The organism is Mesorhizobium sp. 01N446 (assembly GCF_056399285.1).
Genome location: NZ_JBFTRA010000007.1, coordinates 244,305 through 266,578 on the forward strand (window position 1 = coordinate 244,305; position 22,274 = coordinate 266,578).

A 22,274-nucleotide genomic window follows, 5' to 3' on the forward strand; every position below is an offset into this window, starting at 1 on the left:
TGGGGTCCTCTCGCCTCTCTGGCGGGGGCGAGGAACCGGGTACGAGCCTCTAAGCCGATCGCCACATCGGAATGATCGACGCGGCCAGCACCAGCGCCAGCACGATGTTGAGCGCGCGCCATTGCCATTCGGTCTTGAGCAGCCGGGCCAGCACCATGCCGGCCAGGCACCACACAGATAGGGAGATGGCGGCGGCGAGGCCGAAGGTCGAGCCGAGCAGCAAGGCGAGCTGTCCCGGCCCGTCGGCCAGTGCGGCAAAAGAGGCCGCCGCGCCCAGCCCCATCGCCCAACCCTTGGGGTTCATCCATTGGATACCGGCGCCGCCAAGAAAACTGTTCGGCCTGGCCATGGTCACGTCGAGATTGGGCGGGCCGGCGCGGCCGATCTTGAGCGCCAGCCACAGGAGATAGAGCGAGCCGACCACCTTCATCGCCAGCTGCAGCGACGGCACTGCAAGCAGCAGGCCGGCGAGCCCGGCGGCCGCGGCCCCCGTCACCGTAGCAAGGCCGGCGGCGCTGCCGATCATCAGCGGCACCGAACGGCGAAAGCCGAACTGCGCGCCCGAGGCGGTCGACAAGGTCGTGGCGATGCCCGGCGTGGCGGTGGCCACGAAGGCAAACAGGATGAGCGGCAGGATTGGCTGAAGCATGGGACGTCCTTTGTCGGAAGCTCCATGGTAGGCCTGTGCTTGTATCAGTAAATGCAATGTTTGCGATATCAGGCATTAGCATTTATAATGCAGAGATGATCCGCAACCTCGATACGGCGCTGATGCGCACCTTCGTCACCGTCGCCGACAAGGCCAGCATGACGGCAGCGGCCAATGCGCTGCATCTGACGCAAGGTGCCGTCAGCCAGCAGGTCAAAAGGCTGGAGGAGGTGCTCGGCTGCAGCCTGTTCGAGCGTCACCGGCGCGGCCTGCGCCTGACGCGGTCCGGCGAGCGGCTGTTCGACAAGGCCAAACGCCTGCTCAGCCTCAATGACGAGATCTGGGCCGAGATGGCGGGCAGCGCGGTTGCTGGCCAGGTGCGGCTCGGCGTGCCCTATGATCTCGTCGGCACGCTGCTGGCGCCGGTGCTGAAGGCTTATGCCGAGACCTATCCGCAGGTCGAAATCTCGCTGGTCTGCGCGTCATCGCCGGAACTGGCCTCGGCACTGGCGGCCGGGACCATCGACCTTGCTGTGATCGAGGAGCGGGTGGGTCCGACATCAGGCGAATGCCTGGTCATCGACCGGCTGGTCTGGGTCGGCGCCAGAGGCGGCGTCGCCCGTGCCAAGCGGCCGCTGCCGGTGTCGATCGTCGCCGACACCTGTGCTTTCCGCACGGTGGTGCTGTCGGCACTCAACGAGCATGGGCTGGAATGGCGCACCGTGTTCGAGAACGGCAACATCGATGCGACGACCGCGACGGTGCGCTCCGACCTTGCCGTCACCACCTGGCTGGCCTCCACCGTGCCGGCCGATCTCGATATCCTGCCGTTCGATGTCGGCCTGCCGCCGCTGCCGAATTTCGCCATCAATCTGCACCTGCCGCGGCATGGCGTCGTGCCGGCGGCGCAGGAGTTCGCGCGGCATATACGCGACGGGCTGGCGCGACGGCCGGTGGCGGCTTGAACGCCTCGCTCCGCTGAGCACCCCTCGGATAAGGGGTGCTCCAGCTTGGCGCCACGTATCGATGATCTTACTTCCAGTTCCTGCGCCGCTCGAGTTCGGCGTCGGACGGCTCGCCCGTGACGAACGAGCCAACCTCGATTTCGCCTGATCGTTCGTAGCTCGCGATGATGACGCCGGTGCTGGACGTCTGCGACGTCACAAGCCTGAAGGCGGCMGGCATCGCGTGTTCGCCGAACAGGCGCTTGCCCTTGCCCAGCAACAGCGGGAAGATCATCAGCCGGATCTCGTCGATCAGCCCGTTTGCGAGCAATGTCTGGATCAGGTCTCCCGATCCCTGGATGAGCAGGTCGGGTCCATCTTCCTGCTTGAGGCGGCGCAGCGCCGCGACGATATCCTCCCCGAGCCATTGCGTGTTCTGCCAGGTGAGTGTGTCAGGCCGATGCGTCGCCACATATTTGGTCGCGGGGTTGAAGGCATCGGCGATCGGATCTTTCTGATACGGCCAGTACGCGGTGAAGATATCGTAGGTTCTGCGGCCGAGCAGCAGGGCGAAGGGCTTGGCGAAGAGTTCCTCCATCGCCGCGCCGCCCACCTCGTCAAAGTAATGGAAGGTCCAGCCGCCGAACTTGAAGCCGCCGACCGGATCCTCGTCGGGTCCGCCGGGGGCCTGCATGACGCCGTCGAGGCTGACGAAAGTGGCGGCGATGATCTTTCTCATTCTACTCTCCCTTGTTCCATCCACGCCGTCGCGGCCGGATCATGGCCCAAGGACGGCTGGCTCGCACCCATCCCGACAGGGTCTGAGAAATTCTGGCCAAATCCTCGCATCGACGCGTCAGTGGCCGGGTTTGGCGCGGACGTCCTTCGTCGAGAACCAGACATCGCCGAAGATGGCCGTGGCGGTGCGGTCCGGCGCCTTGTCGTTCGTCAGCCAGATCGAGCGGCTGCGCATGGCTTGCTCGCGTGTCGGGATTTTTGCCGCAAGATCCGCAATCGAGGCACCGAAACAAGGGATGAACCAGGAGCGCATGAAGGGATCGCAGGCAAAGCCCTTTTCGGTGCGGATCACCATTACCGCCAGCGGCACGCGTTCGGACGGGCGCCAGGGGAAGATCATGCGGCCGCCGGGGCGCAGCGCCTTCAGCCATCCGGCCGGCGGCGCGACGACGCCGGCGTTGACATAGATGATGTCGGATGGCGGCAGGGGCGTGGTCACCGCGTCGCCATGGATGACGGTCGCATTGCGGTAGCCTTCGAGATTTTTGCGCGCCAACTCGGCCAGCCTGGCGTCGAGCTCGAAGGCAGTCACGCTGCCGCCGGGTGAAACCAGCCTGGCCAGCACCGCGGAGTAATAGCCGGTGCCGGCGCCGATATGCGTGACGGCCTCGCCGGGTTTCGGCGCCAGCCTTCCGATCCACATGGCGTGCAGGAACGGCTCGCCATTGTTGATGCCCTTGTCGGCGTCGAGCGCCACCAGCACGTTCTGGTAGATATGCGCGGGGTCGGCGCTCGGCGTGGTGACCTTGCCGCTGCCGGCGATGATCGTCCACGGTCCGGCCCCGAGAAAGGCCTCGCGCGGAACCTCGGCGAACACCTCCTCCAGGCGTGGATCCGATGAGGCGGCATTGGCCGCCATCAGCCGGGCGTAGAATTTCCTGATGTCTTCAATGTTGCTCATGACACCGGGAAAGATAGCGCGATTTTGCGGTTTGTCTCCGGCTTCGCGCCGGACTCAGCCAACCCCGAACAGCGTGTCGTAGAGCAGCTTGAAATTGAGCACGAGGATGATCGCCGCGACCACCCAGGCAAGGGCCGCGACACCGCGCGGAATGGCGAGGTTGCCCATCTTCTTCTTGTCGGACACGAACTGCACCAGCGGCACCACCGCGAAGGGCAGCTGCATCGACAGGATGACCTGGCTGAACACCAGCAGCTGGCCGGTGCCCTTCTCGCCATAGAGCGCTGTGACGATCACAACCGGGATGATGGCGAGGCCGCGCGTCAAAAGCCGCCGTGCCCAGTTGGGGATGCGCAGCCGCAGGAAGCCTTCCATGACGATCTGGCCGGCAAGCGTCGCCGTCACTGTCGAGTTGAGGCCCGACGCCAGCAGCGCCACGGCGAACAGGATCGAGGCAATGCTTAGGCCCAGCAGCGGCGACAGGAGTTCGAAGGCTTGGCCGATTTCTGCGACATCCTGATGGCCGGTGTTGTGGAAGGCGACCGCCGAGACGATCAGGATGGCGGCGTTGACGAACAGCGCCAGCATCAGGGCGATGGTGGAGTCCGTCGTTGCCCATTTGATCGCGTCGCGCTTGCCGTTTTCGGTGCGCTCATAGGCGCGGGTCTGCACGATCGAGGAATGCAGGTAGAGATTGTGCGGCATGACCGTGGCGCCGATGATGCCGATGGCGATGTAGAGCATTGCCGGGTTGGTGACGATCTCGGACGACGGCACGAACATGGCGTGCAGGATCGTGCCGGCCGGCGGGGCGGCGACGAAGATCTGGATGGCAAAGCAGCCGAAGATGATGATCAAAAGCGCAATGACGAAGGCTTCGAGATAGCGGAAGCCCTTGTTCATCAACAGCAGCACGAGGAAGGCGTCGAGTGCGGTGAGCATGGCGCCGCCGATCAGCGGAATGCCGAACAGAAGCTGCAACGCGATCGCCGTGCCGATGACTTCGGCGAGGTCACAGGCGATGATGGCGAGTTCGCAGGCGACCCACAGCACGAAATTGACGGGGCGGGGATAGTAGGCGCGGCAGGCCTGCGCGAGGTCGCGGCCCGTGGCGATGCCAAGCCGGGCGGCCAGCGCCTGCAAAAGGATCGCCATCAGGTTGGAGAGCATGATGATGAACAAAAGCGTGTAGCCGAACTGGGCGCCACCGGCGAGGTCGGTGGCCCAGTTGCCGGGGTCCATATAGCCGACCGAAACCATGTAGCCCGGACCCATGAAGGCGAACAGCCGACGGAACCAGACGCCCGAGCTCGGCACGGCGATGGTGGAATTGACCTCGCTCAGGCTCGGCTGGTCGTCCTCGTCCCGTCCGGCGAACCGCCATGAGGATCGAGTGGCTGTGGCTTCTGCGTCTGACATGAAAGGCTTTCCGAGACTTCCGGGAGGATATCCGCAACCTATGCCATGGCTCAACATTATGCAATAGGCTATATTTCATTGTTTGTGCTTTTTGTCGGCGCTCGGCCAGATTTGCGTAGCGGCGATCCGAAACGCCGGTTGCGCCTGTGGGGGAATGCAAATAAACGGCCTGAAGAATCAGAGCCCGTGCTATAAAAGCGCCGACGGCCTAACTCCCGAGGAGGAGCGCGCATTGGCGCTGAAGAACAGACCGGTTCCGCGTGAGCCATTGCCCGACGCCGATGTCCATTCGGAAGGGTTCCGGCAGCAGCGCCAGGCGCGCCGCAGCGCGCTGGTCGAGGACTATGTCGAGCTGATCGCCGATCTGATCGAGGACGGCAACGAGGCGCGCCAGGTCGACATCGCCGCACGGCTCGGCGTCGCGCAGCCGACAGTGGCCAAGATGCTGACCAGGCTCTGCGCCGACGGGCTGGTCTCGAGAAAACCCTATCGCGGTGTGTTCCTGACCGAGGCCGGCCGCAAGGTGGCGGAGGAAAGCCGCATCCGCCATCAGACGGTGGAAGCCTTCCTGCGCTCGCTCGGCGTCAGCGCCGAGACCGCGCGCATCGATGCCGAGGGCATCGAGCACCATGTCAGCGCCGAGACTCTGGAAGCCTTTCGCAAGGCGATGACGCCGCCGCGCTGAGCATTCAGCCGTTCTCAGAGATTTCGCCGGAACCGCGGCACCTTACGCACGTTGCTCCATGGCGCGATGTCGCGCCAAAGGAGGAAGCAATGGGCGTCGAACAGGCACCGACCGCGAAAGGCAAGCAGGCCGCCAAGGGATTGAAGCAGGCGGCGGCGAAGGACGAGCGCAAGACCGAGGCCGAGACCGGCCGCCCGCTGGAAAAGGGCGCCGCGCGTTTCGAGGAGCGTTCGAAAAGCTCCGACGGCAAGAGCGCCGGCGCCAAGCAGAAAAGCTGAGGCCGCGCCGACGTCGCCGGCAGGCGGAAGCTGTCTGTTCAGCGACCGGTTGCCTCTGCTATGCGTCCCGGGTGTTCGAGCCCTTTGAAAGGTCTACCGGACCTTTCAATTTGCCTGCGGCAAACCGCTCTCTCACTCCCTGACATCCTGCACCCAGCTCTTGGGGTGGCCGTCGACGCGGAACTGGAAGATGAAATAGGGCGGGATGCAGGTGCCCTCACCAGGCTTAGCCTGGGGTAAATCATCGTATCCCGCGGTGCAGATATAGTCCTCGCGGCAGGGATGCGCCTTGTCGCATGCGCGCAGGCCGGCGGTCTTGGTGAATTCCCTAGTGCAGAATTTGTGGTCCTTGCCGGATGCGACGCAGTCGTTGAAGCCGGTCTTGGCCAGGCGGCCGCATGTAGCCTCCTCGGGAAGCTTGTCGCAGGTCGCCTTGCGCAGCATGCCGCCGGGAAAGCCGCCGGTCTTCTGCTCGGGGTTGTCGTAGCGCTGGCGCGCCGCGCCATAGCCGGCGATCTTGACCACCGGCTTCTTGTCACGCGCGGGGTCGATGGCGCAAGCCTTGGCGGTGGCAGGCGACAGGCGGCAATACTGGTCGTTGCCCCATGTCGACATCTTGATCTCGCCGAACTCGACGGGGTCGCCGACCGCGGTGCCCTTCTCGCTGACGCAGGTGCCGAAGCCAGGATGGATGGCGCTTTCGTGGACGCCGGCGCAGCGCAGGCCAGAGCCGCAGGTCCAGTCCTTGAAGCTTGCGTCCTCGCCGCGATAGCAGATCGAGCCCCAGCCATTGTAGAGGTCGGTGCCGTTCAGCGCCTCGGCGTATTTCTGGTCCGGGCGGGCGGCGAAACCTCTGGTGAAATCCGGATGGCCGCCGGCGGCGAACTGCTCGACGATGGCGCGGCGGCGCGGCAGGTCGGCGAAGAACACCGCCGAGCCCGGCACGAAGACGGCGTTGCGGCGCGGTTCGCTGGCCGGGTCGGCGCCGGTGTAGTGGAAGCCGGCGATGCCGTGTGTCTGATGGCAGCCGGTGCAGCTCATCTCGTTCAGCCGCAAATTGAAGCCGGCCACCGACTTGATGGTGGCGAGCGTATTGCCCCTGGCGACGTAATCCTTCAACGCCTTGTCGATATCGCCGTCGTCGATCAGCCCATAGGCGATGTTGTTCTGCGAGCGGCTCAGGCCGCCGGGTGCTACAGAGACGGCGCTCTTGGCCAGGAACTTCTCGTCGATGACCAGCCGGCCATGGTCGAGATCGTAGATGTTGCGGTCGGTGAGCAGCCATTTGGCGAAGGACTTGACGTCGGCCAGCACCGTTGCCCGGTCAATCTGGTTCTCCATCCTCGATTCATAGAAGCTCGAGGTCGCCGGATTCCATTTGAAGATTTTCAGAAGGTATTCGGCATGGCCACCGAAATCGCGCCGCGTCGAGGCCGAGAGCCTGAGCACCTGCATGTTGAGTTCGAGCCGCATGATCTGCGAGGAATTGAGCATGGCGCCGGCGAGCGGCCCTTCGTCGGAACGCAGCCAGGCGGCCAACTGTTCGGGCGGCAGGTCTTTCTGGCCGGCGGCAAGCCAGCGCTGGGCGACGTCGGCGCAGGACACGTCGGTGGTAGCAGGCAGATCTTTTGAGGCACGCGCCCGCGCCCGCACGGGCTTGGCGTTGAACACCAGGCTCATGGTCAGCGGCAGGCGTGACGAGATGCGCTGCCCAGTCTTCCCCCCGATTGGCTTGCCCTTGGCCGGCTTTTCGGCGACCGAATAGTGGAAGCGGTAGATCAGCCTGATCTCGCCGCATTCGGTGTGGCCGAGATAGCCGCGATCCATGCGGTTGACGACGCCGGTAAGGTCGAGCGTCGAGCCGTCGTCGTCGATATATTTGGGATTGAATTTCTGGCTGGTGTCGTTCGACCTGGCCATGGCGGCGACGTAGGGGTCTGGGCTGGCCTTCGGCTCGTCCGATATCTCCTGCTTGACCGTGTCGCGCACCGTGGCCAGCGCCGGCACGGAAAACAGGCCGTGATTGTCGACGTCGCGGGTGAGGCCGAGTGCCGGTCCGAGCAGGCGGCTGATCGACAGGCCGCCGCGCTCCAGCGCCTGCAAGGTTGCCGGGTCGGTGACGGCAACGCTGGAATCGAGCGTCACCGCGCCTGCCGACCCAAGGCCAAGGCAAAGCAGCGCCGCAAGCAGCGAGAGGTATTCACCGATTGTCTTCAAGTCCCGCATACCCCCTCTGTTTGCGGCAATGCTACAGGCGTTCCCTGGCTGCTGCCAGAGTGGTGGAGCCGCCATGCCGGCACCGCCTTGGCCGCCGAAAAATGCTGTGACTTGACGCAACCATTGGGCTAATTGTTTGTTGGATTGGGCCGGCTTGCCGGAGCAACGGGAAAGTTTGCAGCGCGAGGAGTTGCCATGCTCTGGAGAGGCCGTCGTCAGAGTGACAATATCGAGGACGACCGCAGCGACAGCGGCGGCGGCGGGATTGGTGGCGGTGGCGGCTTCCAGATCCCTATCGGCGGCCGGACCGGTGGTGGCGGCAGCATCCTCCTCGTCATCCTGGTGGTGATCGCCGGATGGTACTTCGGCTTCGATCCCTCGGCGATCCTGGGCGGTGGCGATGGCGGCCTGCTGCCGGGCGGCGGCGGCCAGATCACCGACAGCGGCGGCGGCCAGGACAGTGGCACGGCACCCGCCAATGACGAGATGAAGCAGTTCGTCGCGACCGTGCTGGCAGAGACCGAAGACACCTGGACCGGCATCTTCAAGTCGCAAGGCCTGACCTATGAGGATCCCAAGCTGGTGCTGTTTTCCGGCCAGGTCCGTTCGGCTTGCGGCTTTGCCTCGGCGGCGGCCGGACCGTTCTATTGTCCGGGCGATCACAAGGTCTATCTCGACATGACATTCTTCCAGCAGCTCGACCAGCAGTTCGGCGCCTCGGGTGAGTTCGCGCGGGCCTATGTCATCGCGCATGAGGTCGGCCATCACGTGCAGAACCTCACCGGCATCATGTCCAAGTTCAACCAGATGCGGCAAGGCATGGGCGAGGCCGAGGCCAACCAGATGTCGGTGCGCATCGAGCTGCAGGCCGACTGTTTCGCCGGCGTGTGGGCGCACTACACCGCGCAGAAGGGCATATTGGAACAGGGCGACATCGAAAGCGCGCTGAACGCCGCCAAGCAGATCGGCGACGACACGCTGCAGAAGAAGACGCAGGGCTATGTCGTGCCRGAAAGCTTCAACCACGGCACTTCACAGCAGCGGCAGACCTGGCTGGCGCGCGGCTACAAGAGCGGCAAGCTTTCGGACTGCAACACGCTGAGCGGCCCGCTTTAAGCGCTCGTCTTAGCGCAATGCCCTGATGGCGAAGACGCCGTCAGGGAGTGTCAGGATCAAGCATTCCTGCCTGTTCTCGCATTGTTCCTTTTCGCGGGCTCGCCTATAAGGTGCGTCCGCTTGCGCCTCAGCGCGGACGGAGGAGCTTGACCCATCATGATCGACCCCAAAACCGCCCGGCGGGGCCTTGCGCTGGTTTTCACCACGCTGCTGCTCGATATCATAGGCTTCGGCATCATCATGCCAGTGCTGCCGGCCTATTTGCAGGAATTGTCCGGTGTCAGCATCAGCGCCGCGGCGATCGAAGGCGGTTGGCTGTTCTTCGTCTATGCAGCCATGCAATTTTTCTTCGCGCCGATCATGGGCGGGTTGAGCGACCGCTTCGGGCGGCGGCCGATCCTGCTCGCCTCGGTGCTGACTTTCTCGATCGACAATCTGATCTGCGCGGTCGCATGGTCCTATCCGATGCTGTTCATCGGCCGCGTTCTGGCCGGCATTTCCGGCGCCAGCTATTCGACGACATCGGCCTTCATCGCCGACATCTCGAACGACGAGAACCGGGCGAAGAATTTCGGYCTGCTCGGCATCGCCTTCGGCGTCGGCTTCGTCATCGGGCCGGTGCTGGGCGGATTGCTCGGCACGTTCGGACCGCGCGTGCCGTTCTATTTCGCCGCCGGGCTCGCCTTCGTGAATTTTCTGATCGCGATGGTCTTCCTGCCTGAAACACTCGATGAAAAGCATCGCCGCCGCTTCGAGTGGAAACGCGCCAACCCGGTCGGCACGCTCCTGCAGATGCGTCAGTATCAGGGCATTGGCTGGATTGGGCTGGTCTTCTTCCTGATGACGCTCGGCCATATGATGTATCCGGCGGTCTGGTCGTTCGTTTCCAACTACCGCTATGGCTGGAGCCAGCAGCAGATCGGTTTTTCGCTGGGCGCCTTCGGCCTGTGCGGCGCGATCGTCATGGCTACCGTGCTGCCGCGCGTGATCCCCAGGCTCGGCGAATGGAAGACGGCGGTCATCGGCCTGACCTTCACGGCGGTCAGCGCCTTCGGCTATGCCTTCGCCTCGCAGGGATGGATGATCTATGCGGTGATCGTCGTCGGCTGCCTGGAAGCGCTGGCCGACCCGCCGCTGAGAAGCCTCGCCGCCGCCAAGGTGCCGCCTTCCGCACAAGGCGAATTGCAGGGCGCGATGACCTCGATCTTCTCGATCACCTCGATCATCACGCCGCTGCTCTACACGGCGATCTTTTCCTGGTTCACCGGGCCAAACGCGCCAGTAACCTTCGGCGGCGCGCCCTATCTGGTCGGTGCGTGTTTCCTGCTGCTGGCGCTCATCGTCTTCGTCACCAAGGTGGCGAGACCGGCGACGGCCACAAACGCCACAACGAGCGTCGCGGAAGATGGGGCGCAGGCATGAGTCATGACAGCCGCATTGCGCTGACCAGGGACGGGGTGTCGCTGTCGCGACTGGTCTTCGGCGCCTGGCGCCTGCTAGACGGCGGCGTCCGCCCCGATGCCGATCAGGTCGCGCGGCTGATTGGCACCGCCGTCGACCTCGGCCTGACCAGTTTCGACCATGCCGACATCTATGGGAATTACGAGGTGGAGGCGGCCTTCGGCGCCGGGCTGTCGCGCTGGCGAGGCAAGCGCGAGGAGATCGAGCTGATCTCGAAATGCGACATCATGCTGGCCTCGGCCAACCGGCCGCAGAACCGGCTGAAGCACTATGACACCAGCGCCGCCCACATAAGCGCGTCGGTCGACCGTTCGCTCGGCAATCTCGGCACCGATTATCTCGACCTGTTGCTGCTGCACCGGCCGGATCCGTTGATGGATGCCGACGAGACGGCGGCGGCACTGGCCGGACTGGTCAAGGCGGGCAAGGTGAGGGCGGTCGGCGTTTCCAATTTCACGCCGTCGCAATTTGATCTCCTGGCCTCGCGGCTGCCCTTCGCGCTCGCCACCAACCAGATCGAGATGTCAGTGCTGAAGACGTCCGCGCTGACTGACGGCAGTCTGGACCACGCGCAGCGCCTGGCCTACGCGCCGATGATCTGGTCACCGCTCGGTGGCGGCTCGCTGTTCACCGGCAAGGAAAGCCGGGAAGCACGGGTGCGGGCTGCACTCGCGGCGGTGGCCGCCGAAATCGGCGCAGGCGATCTCGCGGCCGTTGCCATTGCCTGGCTGCTGCGCCATCCGGCCCGGCTGGTGCCGGTGCTGGGGTCGATGAAGCCGGAACGGCTGGCCGCCATGGTCAAGGCGCTGGAGATCAGCCTCGACCGGCAGCAATGGTTCGCGATCCTGGAGGCGAGCGAGGGGCGGCCGGTGGCTTAGGTCAGGGTTAGGATTCGATCCACTCGCTGGGGACATCCAACGCCTTCGCCAGCATCGCGCTGGTTTGCGCAGATGGCTTGCGGCGATTGGATTCAAGGTCCGACAGGAAACCCTGGCTGACACCAATCGCCCTTGCCAATTCGGCCTGTGTCAGCTTGCGCCAGTTGCGCAGCGCCTTGAGCCGGCTGGAGCCCCGCAAAATATCCATGGTCACGTCGGCGGGCAGTTTCTTTTCCGTTTTCAACTCGGCCTTCCGTTCGTCGTAGATCGCTACATCCGCAGCGTCTTCGAGGGCTTCTTCGGCGGCATGCAGCAATGCCTCGTAATCAGCCTTCGGGATGACGACCAGTTCTTCGCCGGTTGAGGTCTTGATGATTTGCGGGGCGTTCATGATGCTCTGTCCTATGGCCGACTGTAAGTCGTCGTCTCACGCTTGCCGATGTAGATCGCAAGGATGGTGGTGCGATCTTCATCGAATATGGCGCGGTAGCGGCCGATCCGCAGCCTGTAACCGTTTCTGCCGGAAAGACGCTTTACATCCCCACGGCCGCTGATTGCGTAAGCGATCAAACCTTCGGAGATCTGCTCGCGGATATCAGCCGGCAGGTTGTCAAGATCGCGAGCCGCCGATACCGAAAGGATGATCGTCTTCACGATCACAATATCGCATTTTTATCGCTTGGTGTTAAACGATATTATCGCAGATCGCCGATCTTGCTGTTCAAGCCCGTTCTGCCAGCAATTCCTCGCCGCGTTTTTCGCGGATCAGGTTGACGAAGCGGCGGAACAGATAGTGCGAATCCTGCGGGCCCGGGGAGGCCTCTGGGTGGTGCTGGACCGAGAACACCGGACGGCCAGTGAGTGCGATGCCGCAGTTCGAGCCGTCGAACAGCGAGACATGGGTTTCCTCGACGCCCTCGGGCAGCGAGTCGGCGTCGACGGCAAAGCCGTGGTTCATCGAGACGATCTCGACCTTGCCTGTCGTGTGGTCCTTGACCGGATGGTTGGCGCCGTGATGGCCCTGGTGCATCTTGGCGGTCCTGCCGCCGAGCGCCAGCGCCAGCATCTGGTGGCCGAGGCAGATGCCGAACACCGGAATGTCGGTCTTCAGCAGGTCCTGGATGACCGGCACGGCATAGTCGCCGGTGGCTTCCGGGTCGCCGGGGCCGTTGGAGAGGAAGATGCCATCGGGCTGCATGGCGAGGATCTCTTCCGAACCGGTGCTGGCCGGAACGACGGTGACCTTGGCGCCGAGGCCGGCAAGCAGGCGCAAGATGTTGCGCTTGACGCCGTAGTCGATGGCCACGACATGCAGCGACGGCTCGGCCTGTTCGCCAAAGCCTTCGTTCCACACCCAGGGCGTCTCGCGCCAGACCGAGGACTGGCCCGAGGTGACTTCCTTGGCGAGGTCGAGCCCGATCAGGCCGGACCAGGCGGCGGCGCGCTGCTTCAGATCGTCGAGGTCGAAGACACCGTCGGGCGCATGCGCGATGACGGCGTTGGGCATGCCCTTTTCGCGGATCAGCGCGGTCAGCGCACGGGTGTCGATGCCCGAGAGCGCGACGATGCCGCGCTTCTTCAGCCACTCGTCGAGATGGCCGGCGGCGCGATAGTTGGACGGGTTGGTGACATCGGCCTTGAACACGGCGCCGACAGCGCCGGCGCGGGCCGCCGGGTTCAAGTCCTCGATGTCCTCGCCATTGGTGCCGATATTGCCGATATGCGGAAAGGTGAAGGTGACGATCTGGCCGGCATAGGACGGGTCGGTGAGGATCTCCTGGTAGCCGGTGAGCGCGGTGTTGAAGCAGACTTCTGCGACGGCGGAGCCGGTGGCGCCGAGGCCACGACCCTCGATGACGGTGCCGTCGGCCAGCACCAGCAGGGCGGTCGGCTTTTCGGTGGCCCAAGGTGGGGTCAGCGCGGGCGTCATCTCGGCCATGGCGGCACTCCTATCAGGCTGCGCGCTTCGATGGCTGACCATCCGCGCAGCAAACGGCGCGGCAGCGATTTCTCGAGCCTGCGCGCAAATTTTCTGTCTTGTTCATGCTGTTGCCCCAAAGCCGCTAGGCACCTTGGGCAGCATGAACTTATTGTCTTATGCAAGGCCGAGTACATAGGGGAAGGTGCCAGAACGGTCAATGATACAGCCAGGGACCGGCATCGATTTATTTCGCCCAACAATATCAGTGGCTTGCCGGCTCATCCGAGATTTGCCTTGTGCTCACGGCAAGGTTATGGTCCGCGCCGTTCGAAGGAGACAAGCACGATGCGCGCAAAAATCGCCGAATCCCTGAAAAGCGCGATGAAGGCGCAGGACAAGCACCGGCTGCCGACATTGCGGCTGATCCAGGCCGCCATCCACGACCGGGATATCGCCAATCGCGGCTCGGGCAAGGACCCTGCCAGCGACGAGGAGATCCTGCAGATCCTGGCCAAGATGGTGAAACAGCGCGAGGAATCGGCCAAGGCGTTCGACGACGGCAAGCGCCCGGAACTGGCGGCGCAGGAGCGCGGCGAGATGGAGATCATCCGCGGCTTCCTGCCGACGCAACTCGACGATGCGGCGATCGCCGCGGCAGCGCGCGAAGCGATTGCCGAGACCGGCGCGGCCAGCCAGAAGGACATGGGCAAGGTGATCGCCGCGCTGAAACAGAAATATGCGGGCCAGATGGATTTCGGCAAGGCAAGCGGTATCGTCAAGGGCCTGCTGCAGTAGGCGTCGCCGGCGCAGCCCCTTTTCATCAATGGCGGTAACCTGGCCCGGTAAGGGTCAGCAGGCCGAAATCTGCGCTGTCCGGCCGTGCTGGTGGCGCGACATGGACTGTCCAAATCGTGACTTTGGATCTCGCGGCCCTATGCAGGGGTAGCAGGATCCAATGGGCGTTCACGCACTACCTTGCATAAACAGGTAGCGTGCTATATACAGGTCTGGAATTCGAGGCCTGCCATGACCGACTCCATCCTCGTCCAGTTGCGAAAAGGCGCGCTTGATCTGTGCGTCCTGGCCGTGCTTTCGCGGGGTGAGAGCTATGGCTATGAAATCGCCAGCACGCTGGTCGCCGCGGTGAACATGGGGGAGGGCACGATCTATCCCCTGATGCGCCGGATGCAGAATGACGGGCTGGTCGCCACCCGCCTCGTCGAGTCGAGCAGCGGGCCGCCGCGCAAATATTACCGGCTCACGCCGCTCGGCCAGCAGGCTTTCGAAGCTCACCGCCGCGACTGGCGATCCTTCGCCGGGGCCGTCGACAAACTTCTCGAGGATTTGCCATGACCAGAGACGCCTTCTTGCGCACGCTGAGACAGGGACTTGCCGGCCTGCCGCCGCGGGAGATCGAGGATATCGTTGGCGACTATGCCGCCCATTTCGCCGATGCCTCGGGCCGCGGCGAAGCGGAGGTYGCGGCGGCCCTGGGTGATCCAACCAGGATCGCCCGCGAGTTGCGTGCCGAGGCGGGCCTGCGCCGTTTCGAAGCGCATTGGAGCGTGTCGAACATGCTGGCGGCGACGATCGCCCTGGCCGGCCTTGCCTTCGTCGACATCGTCTTCCTGCTGCCGCTGCTCATCACCGCGGTCGTGCTTGCGCTCGGGCTTGGCATCACGCTCGTCGCCATCGGCGTGCTCGGCATCAAGATCATTCTCAGCACGCTGCTGTTCGAACCCGGCACTGCCTTCTCGCTCGCGCTGGGTCGTCTCTTCATCGGCGCAGGGTTGGTGAGCGGCTTCCTTGGCGGCGGCGCCTTGTTGTTGCTGGCCATGGGCGCGGGCGTCCGGGTTGTCGGGCGCTACGCCCGACTGCATTCCCGCATCGCGCAAGCCGACCGCAGCTCCGTTTGAGCGCTGCCAAGCGCTTGCAATTTGTCATCACGTTGAAGGAAACGGATCATGACTGGAAAACTGGCATTCGTCGCGACAGCCGGGTTGGTTGGCGCTGCCCTGTTTTTGGCCGTGGGCATCGGACTTGCAGGGCCGGATTGGGTCAACGCGGGAGGCTCGTGGATCGCCGGCCAATTGACCTGCGGCGCGATCACGTCCGTCAGAAAGGAAGTTACGCTGCCGTTCAGCGCCAATGGCAGCTTCACMATCGCTTTGCCGGCCTCGGTCCGCTACCAGCCGGGTGACAAGGCCGAAGCTGTCGTCAGCGGCGATTCCACGCTCATCGATCATCTGCGCATGGAGGGCAGCCAGCTCAGCCTGGATTGCGAGACGGGCTGGTTTTCGCCCCGGTTCGACGTCACCGTGTCGGGGCCGTCGATTTCGGACTGGAGACTGGTCGGCAGTGGCGAGCTGGCCCTGTCGCAGGTCAAGCAGCCCGAGCTGCGGCTGAGCATTCGCGGCAGCGGCAGCGTGGTCGCCACCGGAACCACCCAAACGGTCGATCTGGAAATCTCCGGTTCGGGTTCGGGGCGGCTCAAAGACCTGATCGCCCAATCCGCGCAGGTCGAGATCCGCGGCAGCGGCGACGCGGAGATTACCGCACAGTCGGATGCGGATGTCTCGATTACCGGCAGCGGTGACGTCGATCTCTATGGGCACCCGACCATGCGGCGGTCGCAGGTCAGAGGCAGCGGCAGCATCACGCAGGTGCCGTAGCCGGCGGCCTGCAATCGTCCAAAGGCTGGATTGCGACAGGCTTTAGAGCAATTCCAGGAAAAGTGTGAGCGGTTTTCCGTCTGGAATTGCGGCAAAGACAAAGAGTTAGAGGGCTTGTCGGTCCGGTCCAGAGCGCGCTCACCTATCCCTTCGACGACAATGCGGATGATGTGCCTGATCTCGTCGGCGCTGGAGGAGCCTACCGAGAGCGTCGAGAGCATCGCCTGGTCGTATATGCCGAGCAGCACCAGCGCCATGAAATTGGCGTCGTCATCCCTGCGGATGGCACCTTGGCTGGCCGAGCACGAGCAGGTCCAGGCGCTGGAAGGACGGGCGATCGGGCGGTGGTTGCAGGGATGGTCGGTGACCTACGAGCCAGGTTTCCGGGGCTCCAATGCACGGCGCAAGGCCGGCGCTTCCTGCTGGACATGATCCCATAACCGGTTGGCGACTGGCCCGTGCGGCCGGTCGCGGCGGCGCGCCACCACCAGTTCGTCTGTGCGGCCGGGCATGTGGCTGCCGGCGATGGAGCGCAGGCGTCCCTCATATAGTTCGTCCTCGATCAGGAAGCGGGGCAGGTGGCCCCAGCCAAGGCCCTGCAGGATGATCTCCTTCTTCATGCCCTGGTCGGGCACGAGGCATTGCGGCGCGCCTTCGATCAGCGAATAGTTTTGTTGTGGCGAATGGCGGGCGCTGTCGCGCATGACGCATTGGGTGAGTGCCTGCATCTGATCGGGTGTGATCGGTTCTTTGACACGCTCGGGCAGAAAGCCAGGCGCCACCACGGGAATGAATGGCACCTTGCACAGATCGATCCATTCCACCCGCGCGTCGCCCTTGTCGATCCAGTGCAGGATCAGGTCGGCCTCGTCATCGAAAAGCCGCTCCCACGGACCGCCGACGGCTTCGAAATGCAGATGCAGGCGCGTGCCCGGGCATTGGGCGAAGAACCGTCCGAGCATGCCCAGCACTTGCGGCCGCGGGCAGAGATCGCCGATCACGACATGGATTTCGCTTTCCTCGCCCATCGAGAGCTGGGCGGCGTGCACCCGCAGGCCCTCCAGTTCGCGCAGCAGCGACTGCGCCCGGCGGTGGAACGACAGTCCTGCCTCGGTCGCACGCACGCGATAGCCGCTGCGATCCAGCAGAACGAGGTCGATCTGCCGTTCGAGCTTGGCGACCGCGGCGAACACGGCCGGGTGCGAGCGATGCAGCAGGGTGGCCGCAGGCTGAAAGCCGCCGGTGCGGATCACCGCATCGAAGCACTGCAGGTCATGCAAGGTGAATTCAGCCATGTCAGCTCTGATTACAGAGTTTGTCCTATCTTTGTAATATCAGCAAAGGCTCGTCGCGGCTACGTTCCGCCTCATTCAACCTTCCAGAAGGAATTTCATCATGAGTGAGCTGAATTTCGTGACTGTCGGCGACGGCACGCGCATCGCCTACCGCTTCGACGGCGATGCCGCAAAGCCGGTGCTGGTGCTGTCGAACTCCATCGGCACCACGCTGCGTATGTGGGACGGGCAGGTCGGCGAACTGTCCAGGCATTTCCGCGTCCTGCGCTACGATTTTCGCGGCCATGGCGGGTCAAGCGCACCAGTCGGCGCCTATTCGCTCGACCGGCTTGGCCGTGACGTGATCGAGTTGCTCGATGCGCTCGGCCTCGGCCGCGTGCATTTCCTGGGGTTGTCGCTCGGTGGCTTCGTCGGGCAATGGCTCGGCATCCACGCGCCCGAGCGGACCGACCGGCTGGTGCTGAGCAACACCTCATCCCATCTCGGGCCGGCAAGCTATTTCGACGAGCGGATTGCTGATGTGCGGCAGGCGCCGGATATGTCGGAAACCGCCGAAATGTTCCTCAACAATTGGTTCCCCGCGACCATGGTGGCGGCCAACGGACCGGTCATTGCTGAATTTCGCACGATGCTGTTGACGATCGATCGGTTAGGTCTGGCCGGTCTGTTCGCGGCGGTGCGCGATGCCGACCTTCGGCGCACTATCGCGCTGATCAACCGGCCGACGCTGGTGATCGCCGGCGAGCACGACACGGTGACGGCGGCCAGCCACAGCGAACTGATCGCGGCGGCCGTGCCCGGCTCGAAGCTGGTTCTGCTGCCGGCAGTCCACCTGTCGAATGTGGAGTATCCGGCGGAGTTCATGGAGGCGGTGCTCGATTTCCTGCGCTGACCGCGAGTCTGTTCCCGTGTGGTCTGCTGTCTCGCGACGTAGAGCAGACCTCACGGCCCCTTGCACATCGGCACGGGCTGCGGCGGCGGTGCAGGGTGGTCCTGCTTGTATTGGGCGATGATCGGCTCGAGGGTTTTGCGCGGCCAGAATTTCGGTGCGCCGATTTCCTTCAGGCAGGATGCGTTCCAATAGGGCGCTTCACCGGAGGGCGAATGACCTTTCGCCGCTTGCGCGACGGCGGCGATGTCGCGCGATTCCGGATAGATGTAGAGCGTCGTCGGGTTGCCCTTGACCATCGCGATGATCTGCTGGGCATCCGCCGGTGACCAACTGGTGCAGCCATTGCTGCGGCCGCCGGCATAGTCCACAAGCTTGCCGAACGGCACCAGGCCGTCATGGTCGGCATAGGAGCTGTTGGGGCTCTTGCGCATGCACATGCCGCGCAGCACTTGCGCCGCATGGCCGCCGATCACCCGCTGCCTGGCATTGGCGGCCTCGCCTTCGCCGTCGAACTGGATGAAGGTGCGCTGGAAAGCCACGTCCTGTTTTGCGCCGGTGCGATAAAAGCCCTTGAAGGAGGTTTTCGCCTCGCTGGTCATATAGGCGCCGCCGGCGGTCAGTTCCGAATCCATGGCATTGCCGAAGTTCTTGGAGCACCGCCTGCCGTTCGAAAAATCGACCGTGCCTTTGAGATTCCTTCCGCCGCCATGACCCGACGAGATGGCGCGAAACGACTGGCTGGCCTCGCACACGACGTAGTAACGGCGCCCGAGCACGCCGTTGCCGAGATCGCCGGGACGTGTCGCATCCATGGCGAAGTAACAGGGGTTCGTGACCGCGCCCTGCGCCACTTTTTTCAGGTAGAGCGCGCGCGCCCGCTCCAGCACCACCTGAGAGATCTGGCCGTCACTGTCGCCGACATGCGCCTGCAGCCAGGCCGGGATGGCCGAGGGGGCGGCGAAGGACCGGACCGTCGCCGTCAACGCAATGGCGATGACAAGAAGGCTGAACGTGACGACAATACCCAGAGGGACAAATCTCAACCGCACCGGTTCAATTCTCCTGCCGAAGCCATGCGAATCTTTGGCGGTGTTATATCCGCAACCGATCATAAAAGGCCGTGCGCCGATCGGCGAGACACATCTTGTTTAACGTGTCGCGTTGCTTAACGTGTCGCGGCGGGGGCGTTTTGCGATCAGTCCAGCGGAGAAGTATGTCGGGCCAGCTTTCCTGAATCCCCTCGCCGCGTCCGTGCAACAAGCTTGGATAGGGAACAAGGACGCTCTATAATCGATTCCTGCAAAATATTTATCGACCGTCTGAAAATGGATCCCCTCAGCGACGTCATCTTCCTTTTGCAACCCAGCACGGCGATCTCCAAGCCCATCAGGGGACGCGGTCGATGGGGCGTGCGTTACGCCGCCTATGATGCACCCGGCTTCACCATAATCGTGGAGGGGACGTGCTGGATCGCGTTCGAGGGCAAGGATCCAGTCAAGTTCGAGAAAGGCGACTTCCTCCTCTTGCCTTCCACACCGCCATTCTCCCTCAGCAGCCATCCGGGCATCGACTGTGAGCTCAGGGCGCCGATGGACATTGCCATCCGGCACGGCGACCCAGATGGAGAGCCCGACTTTGTCGCGCTCGGCGGTACGTTCCGGATCGAGCCGGTCAACGCCCCGCTCCTGGTCGCGCTCCTTCCGAGCGTCATCCACGTGCCGGGATCGCAGGGGCGTTCCGGCAGGCTTGGCAAGGTTATCGAGCTCATCATGGAAGAGTGCGAGAACGAAGATCCGGGCAAGGAAATGGTTTTGCAGAGATTGCTCGAGGTTCTGCTCGTGGAAGCGCTGCGATGGCATGGCATCGCCCACGGCGCGGCTGGCCTGCTCAGCGGGATGCGGGACCCGGTGCTCGCGCGCGTGCTGCGCTCGATGCACGAGGATGTCCGGGCGGGCTGGACGGTCGCGGAACTCGCCAAGGTTGCCGGGCTCTCGCGGTCGGCGTTCGCGGCTCGCTTTGTGGCCGTGCTGGGTTGCGGCCCGATCGAGTATCTGGCTCGCTGGCGCATGGCGCTGGCCAAGGATGCTCTCATCCGCGGCTCGAAAACCTTGGACAAAATAGCTGATGAGATCGGCTACGAGTCCGCCAGCGCCTTCAGCACGGCCTTCAGGAAGCGGCTTGGCTGCTCACCGGGAAGGTTCGCCCGCGGCAATGGTGGCGGCGTAACCGGCTGAGGCTCGTCCCTCGCGGCGAGGCCTCTTCAAACGCTTCCGTTGACAGCTCCGACCTGCTCTCGCTCGGCCTAAGCGATTTTTTTGGACAGTTGGAAATAAAACTAGGACTATCAATTATAGATCGTCTGCGTTGGCAAGCCTACGGAGGGTTTATCGAAATCAACGGAGCTTACCATGCAAACGATCCTCATCACTGGCTGTTCTTCTGGCTATGGCCTGGAGACGGCCCGCCATTTCCTCGCCAACGGGTGGAATGTCATCGCCACCATGCGGACGCCGCGACAGGACATACTGCCGCGCTCGGAGCGCCTGCGGATACTGCCCCTGGACGTCACCAGCGAGGCCAGCATCGCGGCGGTGGTCAAAGCCGCCGGTCAGATCGATGTTCTGGTGAACAATGCAGGCATCGGCGTGGTCGGCGCCTTTGAAGCGACAACGATGTCGCACATCCGCAAGGTCTTCGACACCAACAGCTTTGGCGTAATGGCGATGGCGCAGGCCGTGATCCCGCAGATGCGCGAGCGTCGGTCCGGGGCGATCATCAACGTCACCTCCAGCGCCACCCTGGCGCCGATGCCCCTGGCGGCGGCCTACACCGCCAGCAAGCAGGCCATCGAGGGTTTCACCGCATCGCTCGCGCACGAGCTCGGCTATTTCGGGATCCGTGCCAAGCTGGTCGAGCCCGGATACGCGCCAACGACGCGGTTCACACAAAACACTGCAGTGCGCATCGAAGACATGATCCCGGAAGCCTACGCCGATTTCGCTGCACCGATCTTCGAGGCCTTCGCCCAGCCCGCGCTGACCACCAGGGAAAGCGACGTCGCCGAAGCTGTCTGGGCCGCGGTCCACGACACTTCAGGCCAACTCCGCTTTCCGGCTGGCCCGGACGCGGTCGCGTTGGCAAAAGCTGGCTGAAGTCTCCCAGTCGCGCCTCGGATGCTTTGTCGGCCTCGGCCTGCTGTTTCGGGGGGCTGAGCCAGTTTGCGTCGGCCATCCGCGCACCCGCGATTTTCGATCCGCCGGGATTGGGCTATGATCTGATTCTGGCGTGGCCCACGCCTCCTCCCTCCGTCGGGAAAGCATTCGTTCATGCCGGGCACTCTCATCACCGAACCGACTGTTCGAGCATCAGGCATAAGGAGGGGTTGCGAAAACTGCTCGCACCAGGAGGTTTTGCTATGAGGTTACCTGCGCCCGTCTATCATCTGAAACGTCAAGCTAGGCTGTTGTCGCGCGAGGCAAAAATCCCGCTCCACCAGGCGCTTGACCGTATTGCAGCGCAGCAAGGTTTTGCCAGCTGGAGCCTGCTGGCGGCCAAGGCCGCCGAGACGGCGCCCGCGGGCAAGTTGTTCGCGCGACTGGCGCCGGGCGATCTGGTCCTGGTCGGGGCGCGGCCAGGCCACGGCAAGACGCTGATGAGCCTCGAACTGGCGGTCGAAGCGATGAAGTCAGGCCATCGCAGCGTGTTCTTCACGCTGGAATATACGCAACGCGATGTGCTGGACCGGTTTCGCGCCATCGGGGTCGAGCCGGCCCGATTCAACGGGCTGTTCGAGTTCGACACTTCCGATGCCATCAGCGCCGACTATATCGTCAGGATCTTGCGATCGGCGCCGCGCGGCACGCTGGCGGTCATCGACTATCTGCAATTGCTCGATCAGAGGCGGGAAAATCCGAGCCTGATGGAGCAAGTGCGCACGCTGAAGGCTTTCGCGCGCGACAGCGGCGTGATCCTGGTCTTCATCTCGCAGATCGACCGATCCTACGATCCCTCGACAAAGCCGGTTCCCGATATCAGCGACATCAGGTTGCCCAACCCGCTCGATCTGTCGCTGTTCGACAAGACCTGTTTCCTGAACGAGGGCGAGATCCGCTTCCAGGCGGCTTGAGCGTTTTCCCGGCCATGGCTAT

Annotated in this window: 25 protein-coding genes; 14 read left to right on the forward strand and 11 right to left on the reverse strand. The window is 63.8% G+C overall.

Annotated elements, in window-relative coordinates; genetic code table 11:
* Positions 1 to 49 precede the first annotated feature (49 nt).
* Positions 50 to 649 carry a LysE family translocator gene (locus AC1DPX_RS24955; protein WP_477239994.1) on the reverse strand — a complete coding sequence of 200 codons (600 nt, stop codon included), beginning with the start codon at positions 647 to 649 and terminating at the stop codon, positions 50 to 52.
* 95 nt (positions 650 to 744) lie between these two features.
* Here AC1DPX_RS24955 and AC1DPX_RS24960 point away from each other — a divergent pair, with 95 nt between their 5' ends.
* Entirely contained in the window at positions 745 to 1,614 is an 870-nt protein-coding gene (locus tag AC1DPX_RS24960; protein WP_477239995.1) for a LysR substrate-binding domain-containing protein, read from the forward strand.
* A gap of 67 nt (positions 1,615 to 1,681) precedes the next feature.
* Here the strand turns inward: AC1DPX_RS24960 and AC1DPX_RS24965 are convergent, their stop codons facing one another.
* The 3 genes from AC1DPX_RS24965 to AC1DPX_RS24975 all read right to left on the reverse strand — a co-directional run bounded on the left by AC1DPX_RS24965 (position 1,682) and on the right by AC1DPX_RS24975 (position 4,711).
* Complete coding sequence (locus AC1DPX_RS24965) at positions 1,682 to 2,332, reverse strand: dihydrofolate reductase family protein (protein WP_477239996.1); 651 nt, start codon at positions 2,330 to 2,332, stop codon at positions 1,682 to 1,684.
* 117 nt (positions 2,333 to 2,449) lie between these two features.
* Positions 2,450 to 3,292, reverse strand: coding sequence for a protein-L-isoaspartate O-methyltransferase family protein (locus tag AC1DPX_RS24970; RefSeq protein WP_477239997.1), 843 nt, complete (start codon positions 3,290 to 3,292; stop codon positions 2,450 to 2,452).
* Positions 3,293 to 3,346: 54 nt separating this feature from the next.
* Positions 3,347 to 4,711 (reverse strand): Nramp family divalent metal transporter, encoded by a 1,365-nt coding sequence (locus AC1DPX_RS24975; RefSeq protein WP_477239998.1) that lies wholly within the window; start codon positions 4,709 to 4,711, stop codon positions 3,347 to 3,349.
* A 232-nt stretch (positions 4,712 to 4,943) separates the two neighbouring features.
* On the opposite strand from AC1DPX_RS24975, the gene mntR reads away from it, so the two are divergent.
* Both mntR and AC1DPX_RS24985 read left to right on the forward strand, forming a co-directional pair.
* Positions 4,944 to 5,396 carry a manganese-binding transcriptional regulator MntR gene (gene mntR / locus AC1DPX_RS24980; RefSeq protein WP_477239999.1) on the forward strand — a complete coding sequence of 151 codons (453 nt, stop codon included), beginning with the start codon at positions 4,944 to 4,946 and terminating at the stop codon, positions 5,394 to 5,396.
* An 89-nt stretch (positions 5,397 to 5,485) separates the two neighbouring features.
* On the forward strand, positions 5,486 to 5,674 hold the full coding sequence (locus tag AC1DPX_RS24985; RefSeq protein ID WP_096449109.1) for a hypothetical protein: 189 nt from the start codon (positions 5,486 to 5,488) through the stop codon (positions 5,672 to 5,674).
* 132 nt (positions 5,675 to 5,806) lie between these two features.
* On the opposite strand, the gene AC1DPX_RS24990 is transcribed toward AC1DPX_RS24985, so the two are convergent.
* Entirely contained in the window at positions 5,807 to 7,891 is a 2,085-nt protein-coding gene (locus AC1DPX_RS24990) for a hypothetical protein (RefSeq protein ID WP_477240000.1), read from the reverse strand.
* 195 nt (positions 7,892 to 8,086) lie between these two features.
* On the opposite strand from AC1DPX_RS24990, the gene ypfJ reads away from it, so the two are divergent.
* The 3 genes from ypfJ (at position 8,087) to AC1DPX_RS25005 (ending at position 11,346) form a co-directional block, all read left to right on the forward strand.
* Positions 8,087 to 9,007 (forward strand): KPN_02809 family neutral zinc metallopeptidase, encoded by a 921-nt coding sequence (gene ypfJ / locus AC1DPX_RS24995; protein WP_477240001.1) that lies wholly within the window; start codon positions 8,087 to 8,089, stop codon positions 9,005 to 9,007.
* A gap of 156 nt (positions 9,008 to 9,163) precedes the next feature.
* Entirely contained in the window at positions 9,164 to 10,429 is a 1,266-nt protein-coding gene (locus AC1DPX_RS25000) for a TCR/Tet family MFS transporter (RefSeq protein WP_477240002.1), read from the forward strand.
* Positions 10,426 to 11,346 carry an aldo/keto reductase gene (locus AC1DPX_RS25005; protein WP_477240003.1) on the forward strand — a complete coding sequence of 307 codons (921 nt, stop codon included), beginning with the start codon at positions 10,426 to 10,428 and terminating at the stop codon, positions 11,344 to 11,346. The genes AC1DPX_RS25000 and AC1DPX_RS25005 overlap by 4 nt, the downstream gene beginning before the upstream one ends.
* Positions 11,347 to 11,353: 7 nt before the next feature.
* On the opposite strand, the gene AC1DPX_RS25010 is transcribed toward AC1DPX_RS25005, so the two are convergent.
* The 3 genes from AC1DPX_RS25010 to carA all read right to left on the reverse strand — a co-directional run bounded on the left by AC1DPX_RS25010 (position 11,354) and on the right by carA (position 13,285).
* Positions 11,354 to 11,737 carry a helix-turn-helix domain-containing protein gene (locus AC1DPX_RS25010; RefSeq protein WP_202358346.1) on the reverse strand — a complete coding sequence of 128 codons (384 nt, stop codon included), beginning with the start codon at positions 11,735 to 11,737 and terminating at the stop codon, positions 11,354 to 11,356.
* A gap of 11 nt (positions 11,738 to 11,748) precedes the next feature.
* Positions 11,749 to 12,000: a type II toxin-antitoxin system RelE family toxin gene (locus AC1DPX_RS25015; RefSeq protein ID WP_202358347.1), complete on the reverse strand. Its 252-nt coding sequence runs from the start codon at positions 11,998 to 12,000 to the stop codon at positions 11,749 to 11,751.
* Between the two features lie 67 nt (positions 12,001 to 12,067).
* A complete protein-coding gene (carA, locus tag AC1DPX_RS25020) occupies positions 12,068 to 13,285 on the reverse strand; it encodes a glutamine-hydrolyzing carbamoyl-phosphate synthase small subunit (protein ID WP_202358348.1) in 1,218 nt (405 codons plus the stop codon).
* Between the two features lie 327 nt (positions 13,286 to 13,612).
* Between carA and AC1DPX_RS25025 the strand changes: the two genes are divergently transcribed.
* The 4 genes from AC1DPX_RS25025 to AC1DPX_RS25040 all read left to right on the forward strand — a co-directional run bounded on the left by AC1DPX_RS25025 (position 13,613) and on the right by AC1DPX_RS25040 (position 15,939).
* The gene (locus AC1DPX_RS25025) at positions 13,613 to 14,062 is read left to right on the forward strand and encodes a GatB/YqeY domain-containing protein (protein WP_477240004.1); all 450 of its coding nucleotides are present in this window, start codon (positions 13,613 to 13,615) and stop codon (positions 14,060 to 14,062) included.
* Between the two features lie 231 nt (positions 14,063 to 14,293).
* Positions 14,294 to 14,620, forward strand: a complete 327-nt coding sequence (locus tag AC1DPX_RS25030; protein ID WP_123166970.1) for a PadR family transcriptional regulator — start codon at positions 14,294 to 14,296, stop codon at positions 14,618 to 14,620.
* Positions 14,617 to 15,183 carry a DUF1700 domain-containing protein gene (locus AC1DPX_RS25035; protein WP_477240005.1) on the forward strand — a complete coding sequence of 189 codons (567 nt, stop codon included), beginning with the start codon at positions 14,617 to 14,619 and terminating at the stop codon, positions 15,181 to 15,183. The genes AC1DPX_RS25030 and AC1DPX_RS25035 overlap by 4 nt, the downstream gene beginning before the upstream one ends.
* A gap of 48 nt (positions 15,184 to 15,231) precedes the next feature.
* Positions 15,232 to 15,939: a GIN domain-containing protein gene (locus AC1DPX_RS25040; RefSeq protein WP_477240006.1), complete on the forward strand. Its 708-nt coding sequence runs from the start codon at positions 15,232 to 15,234 to the stop codon at positions 15,937 to 15,939.
* On the opposite strand, the gene AC1DPX_RS25045 is transcribed toward AC1DPX_RS25040, so the two are convergent.
* Positions 15,873 to 16,196, reverse strand: coding sequence for a hypothetical protein (locus tag AC1DPX_RS25045; protein WP_477240007.1), 324 nt, complete (start codon positions 16,194 to 16,196; stop codon positions 15,873 to 15,875). The genes AC1DPX_RS25040 and AC1DPX_RS25045 overlap by 67 nt on opposite strands.
* A gap of 111 nt (positions 16,197 to 16,307) precedes the next feature.
* Positions 16,308 to 17,234 carry a LysR family transcriptional regulator gene (locus AC1DPX_RS25050; RefSeq protein ID WP_202358352.1) on the reverse strand — a complete coding sequence of 309 codons (927 nt, stop codon included), beginning with the start codon at positions 17,232 to 17,234 and terminating at the stop codon, positions 16,308 to 16,310.
* 100 nt (positions 17,235 to 17,334) lie between these two features.
* Here AC1DPX_RS25050 and AC1DPX_RS25055 point away from each other — a divergent pair, with 100 nt between their 5' ends.
* Positions 17,335 to 18,126 (forward strand): alpha/beta fold hydrolase, encoded by a 792-nt coding sequence (locus AC1DPX_RS25055; RefSeq protein ID WP_477240008.1) that lies wholly within the window; start codon positions 17,335 to 17,337, stop codon positions 18,124 to 18,126.
* Between the two features lie 50 nt (positions 18,127 to 18,176).
* Here AC1DPX_RS25055 and AC1DPX_RS25060 read toward each other — a convergent pair whose 3' ends face one another.
* Positions 18,177 to 19,175: a hypothetical protein gene (locus tag AC1DPX_RS25060; RefSeq protein WP_202358354.1), complete on the reverse strand. Its 999-nt coding sequence runs from the start codon at positions 19,173 to 19,175 to the stop codon at positions 18,177 to 18,179.
* Between the two features lie 276 nt (positions 19,176 to 19,451).
* On the opposite strand from AC1DPX_RS25060, the gene AC1DPX_RS25065 reads away from it, so the two are divergent.
* The 3 genes from AC1DPX_RS25065 (at position 19,452) to AC1DPX_RS25075 (ending at position 22,252) form a co-directional block, all read left to right on the forward strand.
* Complete coding sequence (locus AC1DPX_RS25065) at positions 19,452 to 20,360, forward strand: AraC family transcriptional regulator (RefSeq protein WP_477240009.1); 909 nt, start codon at positions 19,452 to 19,454, stop codon at positions 20,358 to 20,360.
* 174 nt (positions 20,361 to 20,534) lie between these two features.
* Positions 20,535 to 21,278 carry an SDR family oxidoreductase gene (locus AC1DPX_RS25070; RefSeq protein ID WP_477240010.1) on the forward strand — a complete coding sequence of 248 codons (744 nt, stop codon included), beginning with the start codon at positions 20,535 to 20,537 and terminating at the stop codon, positions 21,276 to 21,278.
* A gap of 263 nt (positions 21,279 to 21,541) precedes the next feature.
* Positions 21,542 to 22,252, forward strand: a complete 711-nt coding sequence (locus AC1DPX_RS25075) for a DNA helicase (RefSeq protein WP_477240011.1) — start codon at positions 21,542 to 21,544, stop codon at positions 22,250 to 22,252.
* Positions 22,253 to 22,274 lie beyond the last annotated feature (22 nt).